The sequence below is a fragment of the Paraburkholderia unamae genome (assembly GCF_003268775.1).
Classification (GTDB): domain Bacteria; phylum Pseudomonadota; class Gammaproteobacteria; order Burkholderiales; family Burkholderiaceae; genus Paraburkholderia; species Paraburkholderia unamae.
Map to the genome: position 1 here is coordinate 50,472 of NZ_QLSU01000035.1, position 22,003 is coordinate 72,474.

The 22,003-nt window shown below is 65.0% G+C and carries 19 protein-coding genes; 7 read left to right on the forward strand and 12 right to left on the reverse strand.

What is annotated here, in order from left to right; genetic code table 11:
* Positions 1–30: 30 nt before the first annotated feature.
* The 5 genes from C7401_RS37220 to C7401_RS37240 all read right to left on the reverse strand — a co-directional run bounded on the left by C7401_RS37220 (position 31) and on the right by C7401_RS37240 (position 4,954).
* A complete protein-coding gene (locus C7401_RS37220; protein WP_112177041.1) occupies positions 31–1,434 on the reverse strand; it encodes an MFS transporter in 1,404 nt (467 codons plus the stop codon).
* Between the two features lie 197 nt (positions 1,435–1,631).
* Positions 1,632–2,411: a phosphocholine cytidylyltransferase family protein gene (locus C7401_RS37225; RefSeq protein ID WP_112177042.1), complete on the reverse strand. Its 780-nt coding sequence runs from the start codon at positions 2,409–2,411 to the stop codon at positions 1,632–1,634.
* Positions 2,412–2,439: 28 nt separating this feature from the next.
* Positions 2,440–3,450 (reverse strand): flippase-like domain-containing protein, encoded by a 1,011-nt coding sequence (locus tag C7401_RS37230; RefSeq protein WP_112177043.1) that lies wholly within the window; start codon positions 3,448–3,450, stop codon positions 2,440–2,442.
* Entirely contained in the window at positions 3,447–4,256 is an 810-nt protein-coding gene (locus tag C7401_RS37235; protein WP_112177044.1) for a HalD/BesD family halogenase, read from the reverse strand. Before C7401_RS37235 ends, C7401_RS37230 begins: the two co-directional genes overlap by 4 nt.
* On the reverse strand, positions 4,253–4,954 hold the full coding sequence (locus C7401_RS37240; RefSeq protein ID WP_112177045.1) for a CDP-alcohol phosphatidyltransferase family protein: 702 nt from the start codon (positions 4,952–4,954) through the stop codon (positions 4,253–4,255). Before C7401_RS37240 ends, C7401_RS37235 begins: the two co-directional genes overlap by 4 nt.
* Before the next feature lie 220 nt (positions 4,955–5,174).
* On the opposite strand from C7401_RS37240, the gene C7401_RS37245 reads away from it, so the two are divergent.
* On the forward strand, positions 5,175–5,609 hold the full coding sequence (locus C7401_RS37245; protein ID WP_112177046.1) for a hypothetical protein: 435 nt from the start codon (positions 5,175–5,177) through the stop codon (positions 5,607–5,609).
* Positions 5,610–5,681: 72 nt separating this feature from the next.
* Here the strand turns inward: C7401_RS37245 and C7401_RS37250 are convergent, their stop codons facing one another.
* Positions 5,682–6,209: a hypothetical protein gene (locus C7401_RS37250; protein WP_181565787.1), complete on the reverse strand. Its 528-nt coding sequence runs from the start codon at positions 6,207–6,209 to the stop codon at positions 5,682–5,684.
* Positions 6,210–6,900: 691 nt separating this feature from the next.
* Between C7401_RS37250 and C7401_RS37255 the strand changes: the two genes are divergently transcribed.
* The 3 genes from C7401_RS37255 to C7401_RS37265 all read left to right on the forward strand — a co-directional run bounded on the left by C7401_RS37255 (position 6,901) and on the right by C7401_RS37265 (position 9,356).
* A complete protein-coding gene (locus C7401_RS37255; RefSeq protein WP_112177047.1) occupies positions 6,901–8,067 on the forward strand; it encodes a porin in 1,167 nt (388 codons plus the stop codon).
* A 240-nt stretch (positions 8,068–8,307) separates the two neighbouring features.
* Positions 8,308–8,715 carry a sugar ABC transporter ATPase gene (locus C7401_RS37260; protein WP_258397372.1) on the forward strand — a complete coding sequence of 136 codons (408 nt, stop codon included), beginning with the start codon at positions 8,308–8,310 and terminating at the stop codon, positions 8,713–8,715.
* 134 nt (positions 8,716–8,849) lie between these two features.
* On the forward strand, positions 8,850–9,356 hold the full coding sequence (locus tag C7401_RS37265) for a metal-dependent hydrolase (protein ID WP_112177080.1): 507 nt from the start codon (positions 8,850–8,852) through the stop codon (positions 9,354–9,356).
* A gap of 129 nt (positions 9,357–9,485) precedes the next feature.
* Here C7401_RS37265 and C7401_RS37270 read toward each other — a convergent pair whose 3' ends face one another.
* Positions 9,486–10,010: a hypothetical protein gene (locus C7401_RS37270; protein ID WP_133254488.1), complete on the reverse strand. Its 525-nt coding sequence runs from the start codon at positions 10,008–10,010 to the stop codon at positions 9,486–9,488.
* A gap of 397 nt (positions 10,011–10,407) precedes the next feature.
* The gene (locus C7401_RS37275) at positions 10,408–10,611 is read right to left on the reverse strand and encodes a DUF6900 domain-containing protein (RefSeq protein WP_112177050.1); all 204 of its coding nucleotides are present in this window, start codon (positions 10,609–10,611) and stop codon (positions 10,408–10,410) included.
* Between the two features lie 342 nt (positions 10,612–10,953).
* Here C7401_RS37275 and C7401_RS37280 point away from each other — a divergent pair, with 342 nt between their 5' ends.
* On the forward strand, positions 10,954–11,619 hold the full coding sequence (locus C7401_RS37280) for a helix-turn-helix domain-containing protein (RefSeq protein WP_112177051.1): 666 nt from the start codon (positions 10,954–10,956) through the stop codon (positions 11,617–11,619).
* Positions 11,620–11,641: 22 nt separating this feature from the next.
* Here C7401_RS37280 and pcaQ read toward each other — a convergent pair whose 3' ends face one another.
* Entirely contained in the window at positions 11,642–12,652 is a 1,011-nt protein-coding gene (pcaQ, locus tag C7401_RS37285) for a pca operon transcription factor PcaQ (RefSeq protein WP_112177052.1), read from the reverse strand.
* Positions 12,653–12,795: 143 nt separating this feature from the next.
* Here pcaQ and pcaH point away from each other — a divergent pair, with 143 nt between their 5' ends.
* Both pcaH and pcaG read left to right on the forward strand, forming a co-directional pair.
* On the forward strand, positions 12,796–13,500 hold the full coding sequence (gene pcaH / locus C7401_RS37290) for a protocatechuate 3,4-dioxygenase subunit beta (protein WP_112177053.1): 705 nt from the start codon (positions 12,796–12,798) through the stop codon (positions 13,498–13,500).
* A 3-nt stretch (positions 13,501–13,503) separates the two neighbouring features.
* Positions 13,504–14,091, forward strand: coding sequence for a protocatechuate 3,4-dioxygenase subunit alpha (pcaG, locus tag C7401_RS37295; protein WP_112177054.1), 588 nt, complete (start codon positions 13,504–13,506; stop codon positions 14,089–14,091).
* 190 nt (positions 14,092–14,281) lie between these two features.
* Here pcaG and C7401_RS37300 read toward each other — a convergent pair whose 3' ends face one another.
* From C7401_RS37300 to uvrA, 3 genes are all read right to left on the reverse strand, one after another.
* Positions 14,282–14,860, reverse strand: coding sequence for an NnrU family protein (locus C7401_RS37300; protein ID WP_112177055.1), 579 nt, complete (start codon positions 14,858–14,860; stop codon positions 14,282–14,284).
* A gap of 321 nt (positions 14,861–15,181) precedes the next feature.
* Positions 15,182–15,412 (reverse strand): H-NS family nucleoid-associated regulatory protein, encoded by a 231-nt coding sequence (locus C7401_RS37305; RefSeq protein WP_112177056.1) that lies wholly within the window; start codon positions 15,410–15,412, stop codon positions 15,182–15,184.
* Between the two features lie 308 nt (positions 15,413–15,720).
* On the reverse strand, positions 15,721–21,618 hold the full coding sequence (gene uvrA / locus C7401_RS37310; protein ID WP_112177057.1) for an excinuclease ABC subunit UvrA: 5,898 nt from the start codon (positions 21,616–21,618) through the stop codon (positions 15,721–15,723).
* Positions 21,619–22,003 lie beyond the last annotated feature (385 nt).

A 22,003-nucleotide genomic window follows, 5' to 3' on the forward strand; every position in this document is an offset into this window, starting at 1 on the left:
CTGCACGCCTGCGCGTGCGTAGCGTTGAAGTCACGCCTTGCCACGCCGGCCACGCGCAATTTCCTCTCCCGCATTCGCGGGCAGGCGCATCGTCACCGGAATCGACGCCACCGAAAACAGCCCGACCACGAGGAACGCCGGCCAGAAGTCGGACCAGACGATGGACGAGTGCCCTTGTACCCGATGTGAAATTTGCAGCACGAGGCCCGCGATCGTCACGCCAAGACCGAGCGACACTTGCTGGATCACGCTCGCCACACTCGTGGCACGGCCGATGTCGCGCGTCGGAATATCGGCATAGGCGAGCGAATTGAGGCCGGTAAATTGCAGCGAAGGAAAGATCCCGCCCGCAAGCACGATGAGCCAGATCAGCCACACCGGCATGCCCGGCGAGAACGAACCGCAGATCGCGATGGCCGCGCCCGCAATCGCCGCGTTCACGACCAGCGTGCGGCGAAAGCCGTAGCGCCCGAGCACGCGCGAGACGATCGCCTTCATGAAGATCGAGCCGAACGCCGAGGCGCACGTGATGGCGCCCGAAGCGAACGCGGTCATCCCCAGGCCTTCCTGAAGCGTGAGCGGTAACAAGAACGGCACGGCACCGAGCCCGATGCGAAAGAGCGACCCGCCCGCCACGCTCGCGTTGAAGGTGGGAATGCGCAAGAACTTCAGGTCGAGCACGGGCCGCTCGACTCGTTGCGCATACAACCAGTAGGCCGCCAGCAGCAATGCGCCGATCACGCACATCGTCACGGCTTTACCGTTCGAAACGAGTTCGCCGCCCACGAGCGAAAGGCCGAGCATGAAGAGCGACGCCCCGCCCGCCGACAGCACGAAGCCCACCCAGTCGAGCCGCCCCGGATGCTCCTCGTGCATGTTCGCGATATGCCGGTTGGCGAGCCAGATGCCGAGCACGCCGATCGGAATATTGATGAAGAAAATCAACCGCCAGTGCAAATACGTGGTGATGAAACCGCCCAGCGGCGGCCCGACGACCGGCCCGAGCAACGCGGGCACGGTGAGATAGTTAACCGCACGGATGAAGTCCGACTTCGGCAGCGAGCGAAAGATGATGATGCGGCCCACGGGCACCATCATCGCGCCGCCGATGCCCTGCACGAAGCGCGCGGCCACGAACATGCCGAGCGAGGTGGAGGCCGCGCACAGCAGCGAGCCCGCCATGAAGATGCCGATGGCCGTGCGAAACACGTTGCGCGAGCCGAAGCGATCGGCCACCCAGCCGCAGATCGGAATGAACACGCCCAGGCCGATCACGTAGCTCGTGACGGCCAGCTTGAGTGTGATGGGGTCCTGGCCGAGATCGCGGGCCAGCGCGGGAAGCGAGGTGACGATGACCGTCCCGTCCACGTTCTCCATGAACATCGAGCACGCGACAATGAGCGGAACGATGAATGTGCCTAGGGCTAATGGCATGGGCAGAAACGGCGATCAGCGTGGCTGATGGCGTAAAGCTGCCATTATGGACCGTGTTGCGGAAAACAGGAACCCGGCAACAGATGAAGCCGCGCACGCATTTGCGCGGGCTGCAAAAGCGAAGGCCGCGCAGGCCGCCGCCGCGCATGCGCGGCGACGGGCCTCGCGGCCTCGTCATGCAAAACCCGACGCGTCGATCAGACTGCCGTCTGCTTCATGCGGCTCACCACGGGACGCAGTTGCGGCAGCACCTGTTCGGCGGCGCGCGTCACGTCATTGGGAAAGTCGATCTCGATCCACGGCGCGCCGGTCACGTCGGCCGTCTCGAACTCGTTGCCGCGTTCGAGCAGCAAGTCGCGCAGCGCCTCTTCGTGCGGCAGGTTCGCGCGGCCCGTATCGACGTAGCCCTCGACGATCTGCGCGAAGCGCTTCGCCGTCGCCTCGTTCAGACGGAAGAAGCCCACCGACTCGCCGATCGTGTCGTATTGCAGGCCGACCGCGAGTTGCTTGCGCAGCTCGACCGGCACGCCTTCGCGCAGGCACAGCTTCACGGGCTCGTCGCCGGCTTCGAAGTCGCGGTCGATCAGGAGACGATTGGCCGGCGCCTCGCCTGCCACGAGCGGGGCGAACACGCGCTCGTCGTAAAGCACGTCGGCGTCCATGAGCAGCACGTCGCCGCCGCGCGTGAGCGCCTCGGCCGTGCGATGCACCGTGAGCACGCTGCCCAGATCGAAGCGCGGATTCATCACGACCTCGACCTTGTGCGGCCAGCCGATGCGCTTGAGTTCGGCCTCGACCAGCTCAGGCTGGAAACCGAGCGCGAGCACGACCTCCGTGACGCCCGCCTCATCCAGCAGTTGCAGATGGCGTTCGAGCAGCGTCACGCCCTCGAATTGCAGCAGACATTTCGGAAACTGTTCTCCAGCGCGTTGCTGAAGGCGCAGGCCAAGGCCTGCCGCGAGAATGATGGCGCGCATGCGCAAGCGTTCCTTGGGAGAAAAAAGGTCAATCGGCGACTTCGACAGCGGGCACGCTCACGGCGCGCCGGCGTTGCCAGCTACGTTCGCTGAAATGCAGATACAGCAGGCCCGGCAAGCCGAGCAGGATTTCGCGCGCGCGCTTGGCGAGCGAGAGCGCGAGCGCCGCCTCGGGCGGCAGGCCCACGAGCGGCGCGAGCAGCAGATAGCCGCCCTCCTGCACGCCCAGCGAGCCGGGAATGGCGAAGGCCGCACCACGAATGGCCTGGCCGATGCTCTCTAGCAGCAGCGCGTCGATCCAGTCCACGGGATGGCCGAGAAAGTGCAGCGCGAGCCACACTTCCGCGGTGCCCACGAGCCAGCCCGCGAGACTCAGCGCGAAGCTGGCCGCCGCGCGGCCGCGCTGGTCGTAGAGCGACTTGACGGCGGCGTCGACGGCGTCGGCGCGCGTGGCAAGCGAAGACCAGTCGTGCTTGCCGAACACCTTCGAAGCGAGGCGCATCGCACGGCCGAACAGGCCGCGGCGCTGCGCGACATAAAACAAGGCGATCAGGCCGCCCAGAACGAACGTCGCGATGATCGCCGCAACGCCGAGATCGCGCGGCGCGCCGTTCGCGGCATAGGCCGAGAACAGCACGATGCCGAACACGGCGAACACGATCTGCGCGACGGCCTGGAGCGTGGTGCTCACGGTGATGGCCGCGGCCGCGTCGCGCATCGACATGCCGCGCTGCGCGAGCTGGCGCACCATCGCCACCGGGCCGCCGATCTGACCGGCCGGCAGCAGGCTGTTGACCGATTCGCCGGTCCAGCGCGCGAGCAGCGCGTCGCGCTGGTCGACCCGTGCGCCCTTGCCGAACAGCACGGCGATCGCGCCCGCGTCGAGCGCGAGCGGCACGACGTGGAACGCCGCGACGAGCGCAAGCCCCCAGCCGGCGGCCGCGAGCGCGCCCGTTACCGAGCCGAGGCCCTGCCACGCGAGCAGCGCGATGAAAAGTGCCGTGCCTATCGACAGCAGCAGGATGGCGGCACGACTCACACCTTGCCTCCGAACGCCTTGCGGAACACCTGACGGAAGCCGAAGTACGCAATCGCGTCCTTCATGTTCGAGATGAAACGCCGCCACGGACGCATATTCGGGTTCGTCACATATTCGAGCGTGAGCGAGACGCGCACTTCGCCGTCGAGGCTCGGCGTCACGCGGTGGCGCAGCTTGTCGCCGTCGAACACGATGAGCGAGCCCGGCGGATATTGCACCGAGCCCGGCAGGTCCGCCTTGTTCGGGTCTTTCGTGTGCAGCTCGTAGTCGAGCTTGCACGAGGACTCGTCGATCACGCCGAGCAGCACCGTATAGCGGCGGCCGTCGTAGTACGACGTGTCGTAATGCCAGCCGATATGGTCGCCCGCGCGCGTGTAGTAATAGAGCGCGTAAGCGTGCGGGTCGTCTTCGGGCGAAAGCTGGAGCCGGTCGCCCGTGATCTTTTCGAGCCACGCGATCAGTTGCGGCGAGCGGTACAGCTCGGCGATATACGGCGCGAGGCGGTCGATGGTGTGGCGGCTCACGCTGCCACCCGCCTTGTGGCCCGGCAGATAATTGCGGTTGACCTCGGGCAGCAGCGCATTGGCCGCGTCGATCAACTGCTGCGTGGCGTCCGCGGGCAGGAATTCGGAGAGATACAGGAACGAGCCCTGGCTCTGGTACTCCTCGCGCAGGCGGCCCGAATTCAACGGGCGCAGCGCGCGGCCAACCGCGCCCTCCGGGTCCCCGGCCGCGGCCCTCGAAAGGCCGGCTGACGACGGGATGGGAGACGCTACAACCTGTTCTTCTTCTGCTTGCACACTCATCGGCTGATCCACACCTGACTGGTTTCCTTGCCGGGACGCATGCGGCGCGTGACGCGCACATAGTCGAGCACCACCCAGACGGCGAACAACGGCGCCCCGATCGAAGCCGCGATGATGAACGGCGAGGCGACGCCCGTCAGCGTGACAAGGGGTAGCAGATACAGCACGTCCTCGGTCTCGAAGCCGCCCGCGAACGCCTGCTGCGTACCGGCCTTGCCGGCCATTTCCTCGATGCGCATGCGCAGGAAGAAGATCACGGCGACTGCCACACCCGCAACGCCGCCGAGCACGGCCGGCGGCACGCGCCAGTCGGCGCCCGTTGCGGCGGCCACGACGCCGAGGCCGTAACCCATGCCGAAGAACAGCAGGACGGTCACGAGCGCGTCGGCTGCGAGATCGTAGAAATGCCCGATACGGCTGGTTTTGCCGCTGATGCGCGCCAGTTCGCCGTCGGTATGATCAACAAAATTCGACAAAACGATCAGAAATGCGCCAATATTGGCGTGCAGAAAGTCGCCGCGCGCCAGATAGAAGGCACCGGCGAGTCCGATCAGCAGTCGCAGTGTGGTCAGGTGATTCGGGGTAACAGGCGTGGGGACGAGCGGCGTCACGAGCCAGCGTGCGGCCCGCGCGTCCCAGGTGCGCGGAAGCGGCACCGCGCGCGGGGCCGCTTTCTCAGGTTTGTCTTTTCCAGTCATAACCTCGCAATATATACGGCTTCCAGAAAACTTGCAGGTTTTCCGACGTTCAAGCCCCAATCACCTTACGCAATGTAATATTTGTGCCGAACCCCATTCCGCAGCGCCGCAAGCGAAATCGCCAGAACCCGCGTAGAGTGCATGCCTTCGCAGCGGACCGGGCATTGTGCGCTCGCCGCATTCCGGCATCCGCGCACGCACTTTTCGCGCCTTATTTGCAATGAAACGTTTCCCCGTCGCCGTCTTTTTCGCCACTGCTATCGCGTGCTTCGCGAACAACGCCCGCGCCGTCGTCATCGACGACTCCCTGACCTGCAAGGAGTCCGCGCACGACTTCATCTCGGCGCTCATCGACCAGAAACTGATCCAGCCGAAACCCATGCGGGTGGAAAGCAATTCGATCAACGCGTTCTGGCCCGCGCAGGGCCAGCATATGACGGCGTACGGCTTCAGCGTGTTCGCCGTGGTCGGCTTTCAGAAGGACGATCCGCTCTTTCGCACCGGCGACGGCAAGCCCATCGCGCCTTCGGCCTACGGCGCCGTCGTGGTCGCCACTCAGGCCAAGGTTCAGGCGGCGCTCACGGCGGCGGGCAACAACGCCATCGTCCACCACGCCGGCCCGCTGCTCACCGCGATTTTCTGCCAGCAGGACTGAGCGCCCGGCGGCGCGCGCCGATCCGGTTTCGGGGCGCCGCCGTTTGACTCTTCTCGTTGACGCTATTCGTCGTTATTCGATGCGCCCGAAGCCGCCCTCGGCCCAGGCTTCGGCGCGCGCCTTCGTGAGCTTGAAGTTCGGCGCGACGCGCGCCTCGGCCAGTTTCTCGCCGAACACGTCGAATGCGCCGAGCAGTGCATAAGGTTCGTACTCGTCGGGGACGATGTCGAGCGTCACGTCCACGTCGCCCTCCCCGGTCTGCACGCTCACGCGCTTGTGCAGCAGCGCGCGCAGTTGCTGCTCGTGCCGGCGCAGCACCTCCGAGGCGGTCTTGACGAGCGTATTGAATGCGCCCGTGTCGAGCGGCTTGGGATTCTTCTTGTCGCGGCCCATGGTCCAGGGGCCCACGAGCGCGGGCTCCGGCTCGCCGTCCTTGATCATTTCGACGGCCCAGCCGTCGTCGTCCTCGTTCTTGATCACGCGCGCCGTCCAGCCGTCCTTGCGCCACAGGCGCGGCTCCTGGATCACCTCGGCTTCGGCTTCGGCGGCGGGGTCATCGGCAGGGAAATCGGGATCGACAGCGGGCGAGGAATCGGTCATGGCGGGTTTTTCATCGGGTTCTGCGAGGCCTGCCCGTTGCCGGGCAAGGGCAAGATTTTACCCCCATCGCGCCGCGCACCGGACATTGCGCCCGCACGCGCCCTCGATGCCGATTATCGCGCCGTGGAATTTTCATTCCGGCGCAATACCCGACTCATATTCGCATCACGGTTTAATCATTGCGAATTTTGCAATTCACCATTCCGCAAGATGCGATTAATTGAAGCGATTTTCTCGGGAGCAAAAAAAACGCGGCCCGAGAGCCGCGTAAAAACAGATGAAAAAAGACCACCCTTGGTCGAGGGCTGCGCAAATTGTAGCGCCACACCGCATCGGTGTTCAGCGCTTAATCTGGAACAGTACCTTCCAGAAAATTACCAGAATCGAACTTGAAAACGACGCGAAACCGCGCTATGGCCCGCCCCGTGCGGCTTTGTCGCACCGTCGCAAGCGTACAACGGATTTTTAAGAACGCACATTTTGTCGCAGCCGTTAATCACAAGAAAAATCCCTTTATATGCAGCACGTTACGAGAATTAGTGCTGATACTGAAATGAGATATAGACATTGTTGCGGCAATTAACGCGAAGAGTCGAATTTACAGGCTTAGACTGCGTAGCGAATCACCCGAACACGAAACCGATTTTCCGAATTCGGCCGTGAAATACCCAGGTACTGACCGGAGAAAAGCATGAAAAAAACCCTCATTCTTGCAGGTGTCCTAAGTGCATTTGCAATGAGCGCCCATGCGCAAAGCACCGTCACACTGTATGGCTCGCTCGACGCCGGCATCGTCTACGCCAATAACGCAGGCGGCCACAGCCTGTGGGCGCAGGGCAGCGGCGCCCTGTCGAACAACTACTTCGGCCTGCGCGGCGCCGAAGACTTGGGCGGCGGCCTGAAAGCGATCTTCACTCTGGAAAGCGGTTTCAACATCAATAACGGCGGCTACAAGAACGGCGACAACGGCTTCAACCGCCAGGCCTACGTCGGCCTGAAGAGCGACCAGTACGGCACGCTCACGCTCGGCCGGCAATACGACTCCATGGTCGATTATCTCTCGCCGCTCGCGGAGGCCGGCGCGGGCTTCGGCAACAATCTCGCGGGCCACCCGTTCGATAACGACAACCTCGCCCAGAGCTACTCGATCAAGAACTCTGTGAAGTACGCGAGCGCGAACTACGCGGGCTTCCAGTTCGGCGGCCTGTACGGCTTCAGCAACGACGCCAACGGCTTCGCGAACGGCCGCGCATGGAGCGTGGGCGCGTCCTACGCCACCGGCCCGCTGAACTTCGCCGCCGCCTATACGCAGTTGAACAATTCCGGCGGCCTTGGCGCGGCCAACAGCGCCGCTTCGGCCGACGAGAACATCTCGGCACGGATGCAGCGCTCGTTCGGCGCGGGCGTGAACTACACCTATGGCCCGGCGCAGGTGGGCTTCGTGTGGACGCACTCGCAAATCGACGGCATGCAGAGCCTGTCGAGCGGCGGCAGTGTTCCACTGCCCGGCCTTTCGGGACTCAACCTGCATCTGGACAACTATGAGATCAACGGCGCCTACCATCTGACGCCGGCACTCGCATTCGTCGGCTCCTACACGTTCACCGACGGCACCGTCACGGGCACCGGCAACGGCAACAACAGCCCGAAGTGGCACACCGTGGTGCTCGGCACCGACTACTCGTTCAGCAAGCGCACCGACGTCTATCTCGCCGGCGTCTATCAGCACGCTTCGGGCAACCTCGGCTACAACGCCGACGGTTCGGGCATCTCGAACGTCGCGGCGATCAACACGCTCTCGCCCTCCTCGACGAACAACCAGGTCGCCGCAACGATCGGTCTGCGTCACCGCTTCTGATCGATCTGCCTGGCAGGCGCGCGGCGCGATCCGCCGCGCGGCCTTTATCTTTCCTTTGCCTTTCCTTTACGAACTTGCGAGAACAGGAAAAAACGCACACGTGCCACGAGCGCGTGTGCGTTTTTTCCTGTTCTCGTAACGGCAACATTCAATGCGGCGCGCGAGGCGGACAACGTAGCGTGCAGCGGGTACTCGCTGTTGCATCTTTTTACGTCTGCGAGGGGCTCGATTGAGATCGGCGTGCGTATACTCATTGGCACATTCCGCTGCATCGCTCATGTCACGCCGCCTATGAAAACGCTCACGCAACGTCTCCTCGCCGCCACTGCGCTCGCACTCGTCGCCGCTTGCGGATCGACGCCGCCTTCCAGCTCCGCCGACAATGGCGAGCCGATGATCTACGCGTCGTCAGCACGTTCGACGTCCTCGGTCGCGAACTGTCTCGAAGACCGCCTGCCGCACGTGCACACCTCGCGCGACGGCAACGCAACGGAGCTAAGCGTGGGCTCGCGTTCGGACGCGTCCTACCTCGTCACGCTCACGCCGAATGGCCACGGCTCCGTGATACGCGTGACGCATGGCGCTTCGGCATCGAACGATCCGCCTGAAGAAGAGTTGCGCTTCGACGTCGCGCGCTGCACGACCTGAGACGCCGACCTCATGACGGGCGGCAGCGCGTTCGAGGCTGCGCGCGCCGCACGACAAACCGTGCGCCGCCCCCTGTCATAAAGGCGACACATCTGCGAAGATTGCGCCCCTTCGACTTCGCATCACTCCGCTTCATGGCATCAGGCACCGCACATCACGCCACCGGTTGGGCCGCCGGCGTCATCGCCGCCGCAATCGTCACGCATCAGGGCGCGGACAGCCCATGGCACCTCTACGCCGCGCTGGCCTTCGTGGCCGGCGTCGCGGGCGGATCGGCGCCCGACTGGCTCGAAGTCGCATGGTGGCGCAAGAAGCGGCGCCTCTGGGTCACGCATCGAACCATCACGCACTGGGGCATAGGCTGGATTGCATTGCTCGTGTGGTCTTATCACAAGCTCGGGCATCTGGCGATTGCCGCGCCGGCGTTCGGCTTCGCATGCGGCGGTGTGATTCACCTGCTAGCCGACTGGCCCAACCCGCTTGGCGTACCGTGGATCCTGCAACGACATTCGCTGAACTGGTGGCGCAGTGGCCGATGCGATCTGGTTGTCGTCGCCGCGTCCTGGGTGGCGGCCTGGTTTTTCGCCGTGCACGGCGTGCCGCGTGAGTGGTCGCTCGGACCGCTGAGTCGATTTGTTTAGTTCGTCAGGTATCCCAGGTAATCGATACCGCAACGACTAGGTTGCGGCGATCTCCGTTGATCAGCGCGGCTCGCGCTCATCACGAAAGCCGCGGGGTTCAGGCGAGCGCCAACGACGCTCGCCGACACCTCACCAACGGGCGTTGCCGTTCGCGTTGCCGTTTCCGTTGCCCTGCCAGTTCGATCTTCCGTTCGAACCGCCGCCTTCCTGGTGGCCTCCTCCGCCCTGCCGGCCCTGCTGCCCCGGTCCGCCGCCCGCACCCGGATTGGCGCCTGGATTTGTGCCTTGATTGGCACCCGGATAGCCGCCGCGCCCGTTCGGATCGCGCCCGCCGTTCGCGGCCGTCGTCTGGCCAGGTTGCGGGCGGCGGCCGTCGTAGCCTCGCTGCTGTGCGGCGCGCGCGTCGTCGCGCGAGCCGTGCCAGTCGCCGCGCGGGGGGCCGTCGTGATAGCCGTGATAATCGCGGCCGTCGCGCTGGCTGCCCACCGCGATATCGACCTGGCCATAGCCATACCCCGGCGCATAGCCGTATGCGGGCGCCGCGCCATAAACCGGCGCCGTCGCGTAACCCTGGTCGGCGTAGCCATAACCCGGCCCAACGACACACCCCGCCAGCGAGCCCAGCGCGCCCACCGCCAACAACCGTTTAAACATATCGAAATCCCATACACAATCTGGTCGCACAGCGAACGGCCGGACCGACGCGCCCGGACTCGGGCGGCCATGTCGGCAACACAAACCCCACGCGGGCGGGATTCGGCGTTCCGCGCCGGCATCTTACCGGTAGCACCGTGCTCCGTGGAAATGTTCGCGAACTTTGTAACACAAAAGACCGCCGCAAACCCGATTCAAACCGGATACAAACGCTCGCATCCTGGCAGCAAGCCCAATAGCCCGCCACCAATGCAAAATGCAAATTAACAGAATGCCTGGCGCACGCCAGTATCGGCCGAATTAATCCGGATATGTTTCTTATCGTTTTAATAAAGACCCAATGAAAAAGCGGCGCCCTGATTAAGGAACGCCGCCTCCCAATCGCCTCAAACGGTAATCAGGCGTCTTGCTCGCACTCCGCGCGGCCCATCCGGTAGCCGACGAGCAGGCCGGCGTCATATGCCGATTCCAGCGCGCGGCCAAGGTCCTCGACGCTCACCACGTGCGCGTCGGCCGTGGGCTTGCCCGTCAGTTCGAAGCTCTCAATGCCGAGCGTCCTTCGCGCGATCAGCAGCAGTAATTCAAGTCGTTCGTCGTGCATTTTTCCCTCCAAGCTTGCTTTATATCATCTGATTTCAATGATAAATGTCAAAGCTTTATGAATTGCGCGACGCATGGACGCATTTTGAAGAATTACTCTAAAATAATAGACGAGTAAAGTTTAAAATCTGTAAAATCGTCGGAATCAATCTTTAAATATCTTTAAATTAAATCGATTGATTATCATTCCATTTTCGACTCTGGCACCAAAGGCGTCCAGGAACCGGTGACGGCGCAACGCCCCGGCCATCCGGCCAGGGTTTCGCATGGGCAAGCGTTTGATATGATCGGAAACACCATGCGCGGGCCACCCGCGCTGGCCGTCAGCCTCCCAACGTCGCCCATGGACACCACGCTCAACCCATCCGCCAGCCCGGCGACCACCGACCTCGGCCGCCGCGTGCGCGCCGCGCGCGTCGCCCAGGATCTGACACTCGATACGGCCAGCCGCCTGTGCGGCGTCTCGCGCTCGACTTTGTCGAAAGTCGAAAACGGGCTGATGTCGCCCACCTTCGACGTGCTCCAGAAGATCGTCGGCGGCCTGAGAATCGATCTGGCGGAGCTGTTCGGCACCACGCCCAAGCTCAACGCAGGCGGGCGCCGCGCGCTCACGCGCAGCGGCGCGGGCCAGCGCCATGCGTACCGCGGCTATCAGATGGAGCTGCTCGCCACGGATCTCGCCCACAAGGCAATGCTGCCCTTTCGCATCCGTATCACCGCGCACTCGCTGGATGCCTTCGACGACTGGGGCCGCCATGAAGGCGAAGAGTTTCTCTACGTGATCAGCGGCAGCGTGTGCCTGTATTCGGAGCTCTACGCGCCCACCTACCTCGAAGCCGGCGACAGCCTCTACTTCGACAGCCGCACGGGCCATGCGGCGATCTCCACGAGCGAGGAAGACGCCGAAGTGCTGTGGATGGCCACGAGCGCCCGCCTGGCGGGCGTCGTCCCGGAGGGCAAGCCCGCGTCCAAAGCGCCGCGCGCCAAGGCGAAGCTGCCCGCACGCTGAACGCGCGAGTGCGCCCGGCGGCTCAGCTCTGTGCGCCGCTCGGGCGCTTGCCGCCGCCAGCCGCTCTGGCGCGCCGCGAGCGCGGCGTAGCGGCCCCTTCCGGCACCACCTCGCGTTCGCGCGCCGCGCGCCGCACAGCCTCGATCAACGCGCGCCCGGCGGGCGTGGGCTGCGTATCCGTGCGCTGAATCACGCCCACCGGCTCCTCGCCACCCGCGGAAGGTAACGGCAGCCGCACGAGCGTCCCGCGCCGCAGGTCATATTCCACGGCGCCCGCGGGCACGAACCACACTGCGTCGTTCTCGAGCGCCAGTGCGCGCCCCACCGAAACCGAGAGCAACTCCACGAACGCCGACAGCGTCGGCGCGCCCCAGGCGGCGAGCAGGCTGTCCGCCGCCTGGCGAATCAACGTGCCGAACGGCGGCAGCACGAGCGGAAACGTCGCGAGCTGCGCGGGCAGGCCTGCGCCTTGGGCGAGCGGATGCCCCGCACGCACCACCACGGCCAGCGGCTCGTTGTACAACTGCTCGAAACTCAGGCCGACCATGCGCTCCGGGTCGGCCACCCGCCCCACGGCGAAGCTGATCGCACTGGTCTTCAGCCGCTCCAGCAGTTCCGTGTTGGAGCCGGTCACGAGGCGCACGCTCACGCGCGGCCACTCCGCCGCGAAGTGGCGCAACGCCCCCGGCAGCAAGGCCGTTGCCACCGTGGGCAGCACGCCAATATCGATCGTCGCGGCCACGGCGCCTTCGTCGCGCGCGAGCAGCGCCACGCCCTGGCGCAGCGCGCTCACGCAGGCGCTCGCGTGCGGCATGAAAAGCTGCCCTTCGCGCGTGGGCACCGCGCCGTGGCGACCGCGCTCGAACAGCTTCACGCCGAGCACCAGTTCCAGTTCCGCGATCGTCTTCGAGACGGCGGGCTGCGTGATCGACAGACTCGCGGCGGCCTGCTGCACGCTGCCCATCTGCGCCACGGCCAGAAAGCACTGGAGATGACGGAATTTGACGCGTCCGTCCGCGAGCCGGTTTTGCATAACGATTCGTTATACGAGATACGAAAAAACATCATTTTGCATAACTTTTCGCATTGGATAAAGTGGCTGCATCGGCTCGCGTCGCCCCAACCCCTCCCGGCGGCGCGTGGCGTTCCCCCAATAATCCACTCAGGAGACACCCCATGGACGAGTCCATCCTGTCGCCGCGCGACTTCGACTCGCACCCCGCGTACGTTTATCCGCCGTACCGCTCGTCGGTCAAACGCGGCCCCACGCTCCCGCTCATTCCGCTGAAGGAAAAGCTGCGTAACCAGCACGCTCCCGTGTACGGCACCGACGACCTCGGCGCGCTCGATCACGACCTCACGCGCAACGCGGCCAAAAACGGCGCGCCGCTCGGCGAGCGCATCATCGTGACGGGCCGCGTGCTCGACGAAGGCGGCAAGCCCGTGCGCAACACGCTCGTTGAAATCTGGCAAGCCAACGCCGCCGGCCGCTACGTCCACAAGCAGGACCAGCACGACGCGCCGCTCGACCCCAACTTCCTCGGCGCGGGCCGCGCGATCACCGACAACGACGGCCGCTATCGCTTCCTGACCATCAAGCCGGGCGCCTACCCCTGGGGCAATCACCCGAACGCTTGGCGTCCGAATCACATCCACTTCTCGCTGTTCGGCGACTACTTCGGCTCGCGTCTCGTCACGCAGATGTATTTCCCCGGCGACCCGCTGCTCGCGTTCGACCCGATCTACCAGGGCACGCCCGAAGACGCACGCGAGCGCATGATTTCGCGCTTCTCGCTCGACACCACCGAAGAAGGCTTCGCACTCGGCTACGAATTCGACATCGTGCTGCGCGGCCCGAACCAAACTCCCACGGAGCGTTGAACCATGGCACTCAAGGAAACGCCCTCGCAAACCGTCGGCCCGTACTTCGCATACGGCCTGTGTCCGCAGCAATACGACTTCGACTACAAGAGCCTCTTTACCGCCGACGTGGTCGGGCCTGAAACGCCGGGCGAACACATCACGCTGATCGGCCGCGTGATCGACGGCGACGGCAATGCCGTGTTCGACGCGATGCTCGAGTTTTCGCAGGTGGATGCCGACGGCCGCTATCCGGCCTCGCGCGCAGACATCGCGCAAAACGGCTTCCGCGGTTTCGCGCGCGTGGGCACCGGCACCGATGCGCAAAAGCGTTTCATCGTGCGCACCGTGAAGCCGGGCAGCGAGAACGCCGGCGAAGCGCCGCACGTGAACGTGATCGTGCTGATGCGCGGACTGCTCACGCACACCTTCACGCGCATCTACTTCGAAGACGAAGCCGCCGCGAACGCCGCCGACCCGGTGCTCTCGTCGGTGCCCGCCGCGCGCCGCGACACGCTCATCGCACGCCGTAGCGAACAAGCCGGCAGCATCGTCTACACGTTCGACATTCACATGCAAGGCGAACGCGAAACGGTGTTCTTCGACCTGTGATGGATCGCGGGGCGCGCAGTTGAAACCGTCTGGACTTTCGCGCAGCTTTCACGCGGGTTTAACGAACGCGCCCTATCATCGCGTCACTGCGATCTGATCGCGGAACTCCGAGCTGTACCTTGCGAAGCCTGCCATGCGCAGGCTTCTTTTTTGCGGCACGCGGCGCGTTCCAGCTACGCGCGCATCGGCTTCAGCCCAACGGGCGCACGCCGATCAGCACGCCGTGCAGCCAGAACGCGAACACGGCCCAGGCCACGAGCCCGACCACCACGACAATCGCGTCGCGCGACACTTGCCCCGGCGGATAGACGACCCCGGCTTCGCGCTCGCGCCGGTTCTCGCCGCGCAGTTCGAACAGCGCCCACACCAGAAATACCGCGAAGAGAACGATGTCGTTGAGCGTGCCGTTGGCGAGCAGATGCGCGAACGCCCACAGCGCCACGCCGCTCACGAACGGCTGGCCGAGCGCGCGCTTGAAGTGATTGCCCGGCACGTAGGCCGCCACGATGAGGATGAAGGCAATGGCGGTGAGGAGCGCCGTGATGTGCGCGGTCCAGAAAGGCGGCAGCCAGATCGGCACCGGATAGCGGCGCGAAAGGCCGTAGCCGTACACGGTGAGCACGATGCCGAGGATCGAGAGCAGCGCGAACGCGCCACGCCACGCATGGGGACCAAAGCGCTCGATCTGCGCGGCGCGCCACGGGGCGGCCACGATGCGGATCGAATGCACGCCGATGAAGATCACGAGGCCCAGCACGAGTATCGCCATGACAACCTCCCTGCCGCAGCAAGATGGGAATGGGCGAGATTGTCTCCCAGCCTGGCCGCGCGGCCAACCGGCGATTTCAAAAAGGCTGACGAATTACACGCATGTGAATGCTGCAAAAGCGCAATAGTAAATCGCCGCGGACCAAACGGGCGCGCGCGATTAGTCGGCACGATTAATACCACGTCGTGCTGAAAGGTATTTTAAAACTACACTGAAGAATGCCTTGCACCGCGGCATTGCGCGGGCATTACAGCAGGCGTCGCGAACGGCCGGGCGGCAACGCCGGCGCGCGTTTTCACGCACACTCGCGCGCCGTCATGGCTAACAGCGAAAATGCTCGATATCCTGTCCCGCATGCTTATAGCGCAAGAGCCACGCTGGCATTTCACCCTCGCCATTCCAGCTATTGCCATATGCGTCGCGGTACTTCGGTAATTTTTCGCTTTCGGCAATGGACGCTTCAAGCTCTTCGAGCGTAATGCCGTACTCTTCCATGCGGCGTCGAATCCACACGATGAGCCGTTCGCGCGCCTCTCCATCGAGGTCGAACATCGATTAATTCCTCTCGCTTCGTCAAGGGCAAGACGCCGATGCAACGATCAGCATCGAATCGACTTTCCTGAAAAGACAAAGGCTTCGCGCTAACAGACTGCGAAGCCTTGCTGCACTGATGAGGTGGTTCGGGCGTGAAAACCCGTGACCGGTTCGGAGGGGATGGCAGTCCGCTGCTCCGCTCGCCAGGTGACGCCGCTACAGGTGAGCGAACGTTTGCTGCAAGCGGAACCCATGATACCTTGCGCGCGCGGCACAGATCAAGCGGTTTCAAGGCGCAACGGGCCTCTGCGGCCCGTTGCGCGCGGTCAGTGCGCGGCGGCCGACCCCGTTGCGCGCCGCTTTTCTTCCGGCTTCCGAACCGCCGGCGCCGGCTCGCCTGGGCGGCGTGCCAGCACCGGCGCGAGCGCCGCGCCGGTGTGGCTCGCGCGCACCTTCGCGAGCGCTTCGGGGTCGGCGGCGGCGACGATGGTGCCGCCGCCCACGCCGCCTTCCGGCCCGAGGTCGATGATCCAGTCAGCCTCGGCGATCACGTCGAGATCGTGCTCGATCACGACGACGCTATGCCCCGCGTCCGCGAGCCGGTGCAGCACGCTGATGAGGCGCGCGACGTCGGCCATGTGCAGACCCACGGTCGGTTCGTCGAGCACATACAGCGTGTGCGGCGCTTTCTGCCCGCGCCGCGTGACGTCGTCGCGCACCTTGGAAAGCTCGGTCACGAGCTTGATGCGCTGCGCCTCGCCGCCCGAGAGCGTGGGCGAAGGCTGGCCGAGCGTGAGATAGCCGAGGCCCACGTCCTTCATGAGTTGCAGCGGATGCGAAATGCTCGTGATCGACCCGAAGAACTCCACGGCTTCGTCGATCTCCATCGTCAGCACTTCACCGATATTGCGGCCGCGCCAGGTGACCGCCAGCGTTTCCGGGTTGAAGCGCTGGCCGTGACACACGTCGCACGGCACTTTCACGTCGGGCAGGAAACTCATGCCGATGGTGCGCACGCCCTGGCCTTCGCACGCGGGGCAGCGCCCGTCGCCGGTATTGAACGAGAAGCGCGACGCGCTATAGCCGCGTGCGCGCGCCTCGAGCGTATCGGCAAACAGCCGGCGAATCGCGTCCCATACGCCGATATAGGTCGCGGGGCACGAGCGCGGCGTTTTTCCGATCGGCGTCTGGTCGACTTCGAGCACGCGGTCGATGGTTTCCCATCCGCTAATCGAATCGCAGCCCTGCCACGTATGCGCAACCTCGAGCTTCGGCTTCGCGCTCGTGCGCGCGAGCACGCTCGAACGGCGCTCCGCCGCGCTCGGCGCTTTCTCCTTCACGGCCTTGCGCGCGCGGCGCTCGGCAGGCGACGACAGCACCGAGCGCCCCACCGCGTCGAGCAGGTTGGACAGCAGCACGTCGCGCGCGAGCGTCGACTTGCCCGAGCCGCTCACGCCCGTGATCGCCACGAGGCGCCCGAGCGGAATCTGCGCGGTGACGTTGCGCAGGTTGTGCAGCTTGCCGCCGTGCACGGTGAGCCACTGGCCCGGCACCGCCTCGCGTCCCGCGCGCGCCGGACGCACTTCGCGGCGCGGTTGCAGCGGGTGGACGATCGGCTGCGCGAGGTAGCGGCCCGTGATCGAGTCGGCCTGCGCCGCGAGATCGGCCACACTGCCCTGCGCGACCACGCGGCCGCCGCGCTTGCCCGCGCTCGGCCCGATATCGATGATGTGATCGGCGCGCCGGATCGTGTCCTCGTCGTGCTCCACCACGACGAGCGTATTGCCCTTCTCGCCGAGGCTGCGCAACGCGTCGAGCAGGATCTGGTTGTCGCGCGGATGCAAGCCGATGGTCGGCTCGTCGAGCACGTAGCACACGCCCTGCAAGTTGCTGCCCAGTTGCGCCGCGAGACGAATGCGCTGCGCCTCGCCGCCCGAGAGGCTTGGCGCGGCGCGATCGAGGCTCAGATAGCCGAGCCCGACTTCTTCGAGGAATTGCAGGCGGCTGCGGATTTCGCTCACCACGTCGCGCGCGATCTGCGCGTCGCGGCCATTGAGCTTCAGCGTGTCGATCCAGCGGCGCGTGTCCGCCACCGTCCATTGCGCGACATCGACGATCGCGTGCTTGTCGAACGTCACGGCGCGCGCCACCGGATTCAGGCGCGTGCCGCCGCAATCGTGGCACGGCTCGTCGACCACGCCTTCGGGTTCCTGCTCCTCGGAAGGCAAGGTTTGCTCGCGGCCGCGGCCGTCTTCGGCGACGATCGTGTCGTCGTAGGCCGCGCGTTGTTCGCGCGTGAGCGCGAGGCCCGTACCCACGCAGGTCGTGCACCAGCCATGCTTGCTGTTGTACGAGAACATGCGCGGATCGAGTTCGGGATAGCTCGTGCCGCACACCGGGCACGCACGCCGCGTGGAAAGCACCTTGACCGTGCCGATGCGCGACGTCGAGCCGCCGTTGCCGAGCGCGTGATCGAGGCCGTCGAGCGGCGCGAGCAGATGCACCACGCCTTTGCCCGCTTCGAGCGTCGCGTCGAGCATCGCGCGCAATTGCGCCTCGTTTTCCGGCTCGATCACGAGATCGCCCACGGGCAGCTCGATCGTGTGTTCGCGGAAGCGGTCGAGCTTCGGCCACGGCGCCACGGGCACGAACTCGCCGTCCACGCGCAGATGCGTATTGCCGCGCGCCTTCGCCCACTTCGCGAGATCGGTGTACACGCCCTTGCGATTGACGACCAGCGGCGCGAGCAAGCCCACATGCTGGCCGCGATGCTCGCGCAACAACTGCGCGACGATCGCATCGACGCTTTGCGACGTAATGGGCGCGCCGTCATGCACGCAGTGCTGCACGCCGAGCTTCACATACAGCAGACGCAGGAAGTGCCACACCTCCGAGGTCGTGGCCACCGTGCTCTTGCGCCCGCCGCGCGAAAGACGCTGCTCGATCGCGACGGTCGGCGGAATGCCGTACACGGCATCGACTTCGGGGCGGCCCGCGGGCTGCACGATCGAACGCGCATACGCATTGAGCGATTCGAGGTAGCGCCGCTGCCCTTCGTGAAAGAGGATGTCGAACGCGAGCGTGGATTTACCCGAACCCGACACGCCGGTGATCACGTTGAAGCGGCCGTGCGGAATATCGACGTCCAGGGCCTTGAGGTTGTGCTCGCGCGCGTTCACGATGCGCACGACATCCTCCCCTTGCACTTCGCGGCGCGCCTGAGCCGCGCGCAGCGCGGTTTGCAGCGCCACGCCCTCTTCCTCGGCGAGCAACTCGGCGCTGCTGCCGAGCGACGCTTCGTAGCGTTCGAGCGCCGCGCCCGTATGCGAGCGCGGGCACGCGATCACGTCGTCCGGCGTGCCGACGCACACCACTTCGCCGCCCGCATCGCCGCCTTCGGGGCCGAGATCGATCAGCCAGTCGGCCGCGCGGATCACGTCGAGATTGTGCTCGATCACGAGCAGCGAATGACCGCCCGCGAGCAGCTTGCCGAAGGCGCGCATGAGCTTGGCGATGTCGTCGAAGTGCAGACCCGTGGTCGGCTCGTCGAACATGAAGAGGCGCCCGCCGCCTTCCTTGCCACGCGACTGCGCGGTTTCGGCGAGATAGCCCGCGAGCTTGAGGCGCTGCGCCTCGCCGCCCGACAGTGTCGGGACCGGCTGCCCCAGCTTCACGTATTCGAGGCCCACGTCCACGATCGGCTGCAACACACGCAATACTTCGGCATCCTCAGCGAAGCATTGCACCGCTTCGCTCACGGTGAGGTCGAGCACGTCCGCCACCGACAGCGTGCGGCCGCCGCGCTCGATCTTCACTTCCAGCACTTCCGCGCGATAGCGGCTGCCGTCGCAATCGGGGCAGCGCAGATACACATCGCTCAGGAACTGCATTTCGATGTGCTCGAAGCCCGAGCCGCCGCAGGTCGGGCAGCGCCCTTCGCCCGAATTGAAGCTGAACATGCCCGCCGTGTAGCCGCGCTGCTTCGCAAGCGTGGCCTTGGCGAACAGCTTGCGGATCTCGTCGAACGCGCCCACGTAGCTGGCCGGGTTCGAGCGCGCCGTCTTGCCGATCGGCGACTGGTCGACGAACACGGCGTCGCTGATCTGCTCCGCGCCACTCAGCTTGCGGAACGTGCCCGGCGCTTCCGTGGCCTTGCCCAGATGGCGCGCGAGCGCGGGATACAGCACGTCCTGCACGAGCGTCGACTTGCCCGAGCCCGAGACACCCGTCACGCACACGAGGCGCTGGAGCGGAATCTGCACGGTCACATCGCGCAGGTTGTGCTCGCTCGCGCCTTCGAGCAGCAGGTTCGGCGTGGACGTATCGACCGGCCGGCGCTCCCAGTGCGAAGCGTCGGCAACGGCGCGATGGCCGCCCAGATATTCGCCCGTCAAGGTACCCGAGGTGCGAATATCGTTGGGCGTGCCGTCGTAGACGATCGTGCCGCCGCGCTCGCCGGGGCCGGGGCCCATGTCGATGAGACGGTCGGCCGCGAGCATGACCGAAGGGTCGTGCTCGACTACGACGAGCGTATTACCGGCGTCGCGCAGGCGATGCATCGCCTCGACAATGCGGTTGAGGTCGCGCGGATGCAGGCCGATGCTCGGCTCGTCCAGCACGAACAGCGTTTTCGTGAGCGAGGTGCCGAGCGCCGTAGTCAGGTTGATGCGCTGCACTTCGCCGCCCGAGAGCGTGCGGCTCTGGCGGTCGAGCGTGAGATAGCCGAGCCCCACGTCGCACAGGTATTTCAGACGCGTGCGCACTTCCTCGAGCAGCAGCTTGAGCGCGTCGTCGAGCAATGATGAGGAAAGCGAAAGATTGTCGAAGAAGCGGCGGATGCGCTCGATCGGCAGCAGCATGACGTCATGCACCGTGAGGCCCGGCAGCGCTTCGAGCTGCGCGCGCGTCCAGTCCACGCCATGCGGCAGGAAGCGCCCCGAAGGCGCGAGCACTTCGTCGGCGTTCTGCTGCGTGCCGAGACGCCACTGCAAGGCTTCGGTCTTCAGGCGCGCGCCGCCGCAGGTCTCGCACGGCGTGTAGCTGCGGTACTTCGACAGCAGCACGCGAATGTGCATCTTGTACGCTTTCGATTCCAGATACTGGAAGAAACGCTTCACGCCGTACCACTGCGTTTGCCAACTGCCCTTCCAGTCCGGCGCGCCGTTGATGACCCAGTCGCGTTGCGGCTCAGTCAGCTCCGACCACGCGGTGTCGCGCGGAATGCCCGCCTTGGCCGCGTAGCGCATCAGGTCGTCCTGGCACTCCTTCCACGCCGGCGTTTGCAGCGGCTTGATCGCGCCGCCGCGCAGCGACTTGCGCTCGTCGGGAATCACGAGCCCCCAGTCCACGCCGATCACGCGGCCAAACCCGCGGCACACTTCACACGCGCCGTAGGCCGAATTGAACGAGAAAAGCGCGGGCTGCGGGTCCGCATAGCGCAAATCGCTGTCCGGGCAATGCAGGCCGGTCGAGAAGCGCCAGATCTGCGGCTCGGCGGGCGCTTGTTCATCGTTGTCGGCCATCACGTAGACATTCACGCGCCCGCTGCCACGCTTGAGCGACGCCTCGATCGCCTCCACCGCGCGGCTTTTCTCCACGTTCTGCATGCGGAAGCGGTCGGCGACCACGTCGAGCAGTTTGCGCGTGCCTTCGGCGGTCTTCACCTCGCGCTGCGCCTGCACGCGCGTATAGCCGCTCGCCGAAAGCCATTGCGTGACTTCATCCTCGGTGGTGGTGTCGGGCAACTCAACCGGAAACGTGACCACGAGGCGCGGATCGCCCACGACCGTGCGCGCCATCAGCTCGGCGTAAATCGTTTCGGGCGTGTCGTGCCGCACCGGCTGCGCCGTTACCCGGTCGAACAGGTTCGCGGCGCGCGCGTAGAGCAGCTTCAGATGGTCGTTCAGTTCGGTCATCGTGCCGACCGTGGACCGCGAACTGCGCACGGGATTGGTCTGGTCGATGGCGATGGCGGGCGGCACGCCGTCCACGCGATCGACCTGCGGCCGGTCCATGCGGTCGAGGAACTGGCGCGCGTAGGCGCTGAAGGTTTCGACGTAGCGGCGCTGGCCTTCCGCATACAGCGTGTCGAATACGAGGCTCGACTTGCCCGAGCCCGAAGGCCCGGTCACGACCGTCATTTCGCCGGTGTGCAGGTCGATGTCGAGGTTCTTGAGGTTGTGCTGGCGGGCACCGCGGATTCGGATCGTTCTATCGGACGGCAATTTTGGCAATTGAATCAGTTGGTTAGGTCGATTTCAGCTGCCGCTGCACGGCACGAATTTCCACATCCGTGCACCAATAGAATCAAACACTTGCAGAGGCATTTTGGATCGCGCGGCCGACCAAAAGCCCGAATCCAACGTCATGCTGCATGATGGTAGCATACTGTATAGCTATACAGTATTCTTGCCATCATGTCACGCCCTCATCGCCAGCGCCGTCACTCATAGCGGCAGCGCTTGCCGAGATCCAGAACACCTATCCGACGGCCGCGGTCTTGCGCCTTTTATGGAAGATCCGCCGCCAGCGAAAAAAATCGTGCTCATCGAACAAGGTGCGCCTGACGCTCGGCCCGCGTGTCGGCACAGCCAACTTTCCCTACTCCCC

What these genes read in the sequence shown, in the direction of transcription:
- C7401_RS37280 (WP_112177051.1), top strand. Translation starts at nt 10,954, where the DNA reads ATGGACACCACGCTCAACCCATCCGCCAGCCCGGCGACCACCGACCTC.
- pcaH (WP_112177053.1), top strand. Translation starts at nt 12,796, where the DNA reads ATGGACGAGTCCATCCTGTCGCCGCGCGACTTCGACTCGCACCCCGCG.
- C7401_RS37220 (WP_112177041.1), bottom strand. Translation starts at nt 1,434, where the DNA reads ATGCCATTAGCCCTAGGCACATTCATCGTTCCGCTCATTGTCGCGTGC.
- C7401_RS37255 (WP_112177047.1), top strand. Translation starts at nt 6,901, where the DNA reads ATGAAAAAAACCCTCATTCTTGCAGGTGTCCTAAGTGCATTTGCAATG.
- C7401_RS37270 (WP_133254488.1), bottom strand. Translation starts at nt 10,010, where the DNA reads ATGTTTAAACGGTTGTTGGCGGTGGGCGCGCTGGGCTCGCTGGCGGGG.
- C7401_RS37235 (WP_112177044.1), bottom strand. Translation starts at nt 4,256, where the DNA reads ATGAGTGTGCAAGCAGAAGAAGAACAGGTTGTAGCGTCTCCCATCCCG.
- C7401_RS37225 (WP_112177042.1), bottom strand. Translation starts at nt 2,411, where the DNA reads ATGCGCGCCATCATTCTCGCGGCAGGCCTTGGCCTGCGCCTTCAGCAA.
- pcaQ (WP_112177052.1), bottom strand. Translation starts at nt 12,652, where the DNA reads ATGCAAAACCGGCTCGCGGACGGACGCGTCAAATTCCGTCATCTCCAG.
- C7401_RS37275 (WP_112177050.1), bottom strand. Translation starts at nt 10,611, where the DNA reads ATGCACGACGAACGACTTGAATTACTGCTGCTGATCGCGCGAAGGACG.
- C7401_RS37250 (WP_181565787.1), bottom strand. Translation starts at nt 6,209, where the DNA reads ATGACCGATTCCTCGCCCGCTGTCGATCCCGATTTCCCTGCCGATGAC.
- C7401_RS37300 (WP_112177055.1), bottom strand. Translation starts at nt 14,860, where the DNA reads ATGGCGATACTCGTGCTGGGCCTCGTGATCTTCATCGGCGTGCATTCG.
- C7401_RS37265 (WP_112177080.1), top strand. Translation starts at nt 8,850, where the DNA reads ATGGCATCAGGCACCGCACATCACGCCACCGGTTGGGCCGCCGGCGTC.
- C7401_RS37245 (WP_112177046.1), top strand. Translation starts at nt 5,175, where the DNA reads ATGAAACGTTTCCCCGTCGCCGTCTTTTTCGCCACTGCTATCGCGTGC.
- C7401_RS37305 (WP_112177056.1), bottom strand. Translation starts at nt 15,412, where the DNA reads ATGTTCGACCTCGATGGAGAGGCGCGCGAACGGCTCATCGTGTGGATT.
- C7401_RS37240 (WP_112177045.1), bottom strand. Translation starts at nt 4,954, where the DNA reads ATGACTGGAAAAGACAAACCTGAGAAAGCGGCCCCGCGCGCGGTGCCG.
- pcaG (WP_112177054.1), top strand. Translation starts at nt 13,504, where the DNA reads ATGGCACTCAAGGAAACGCCCTCGCAAACCGTCGGCCCGTACTTCGCA.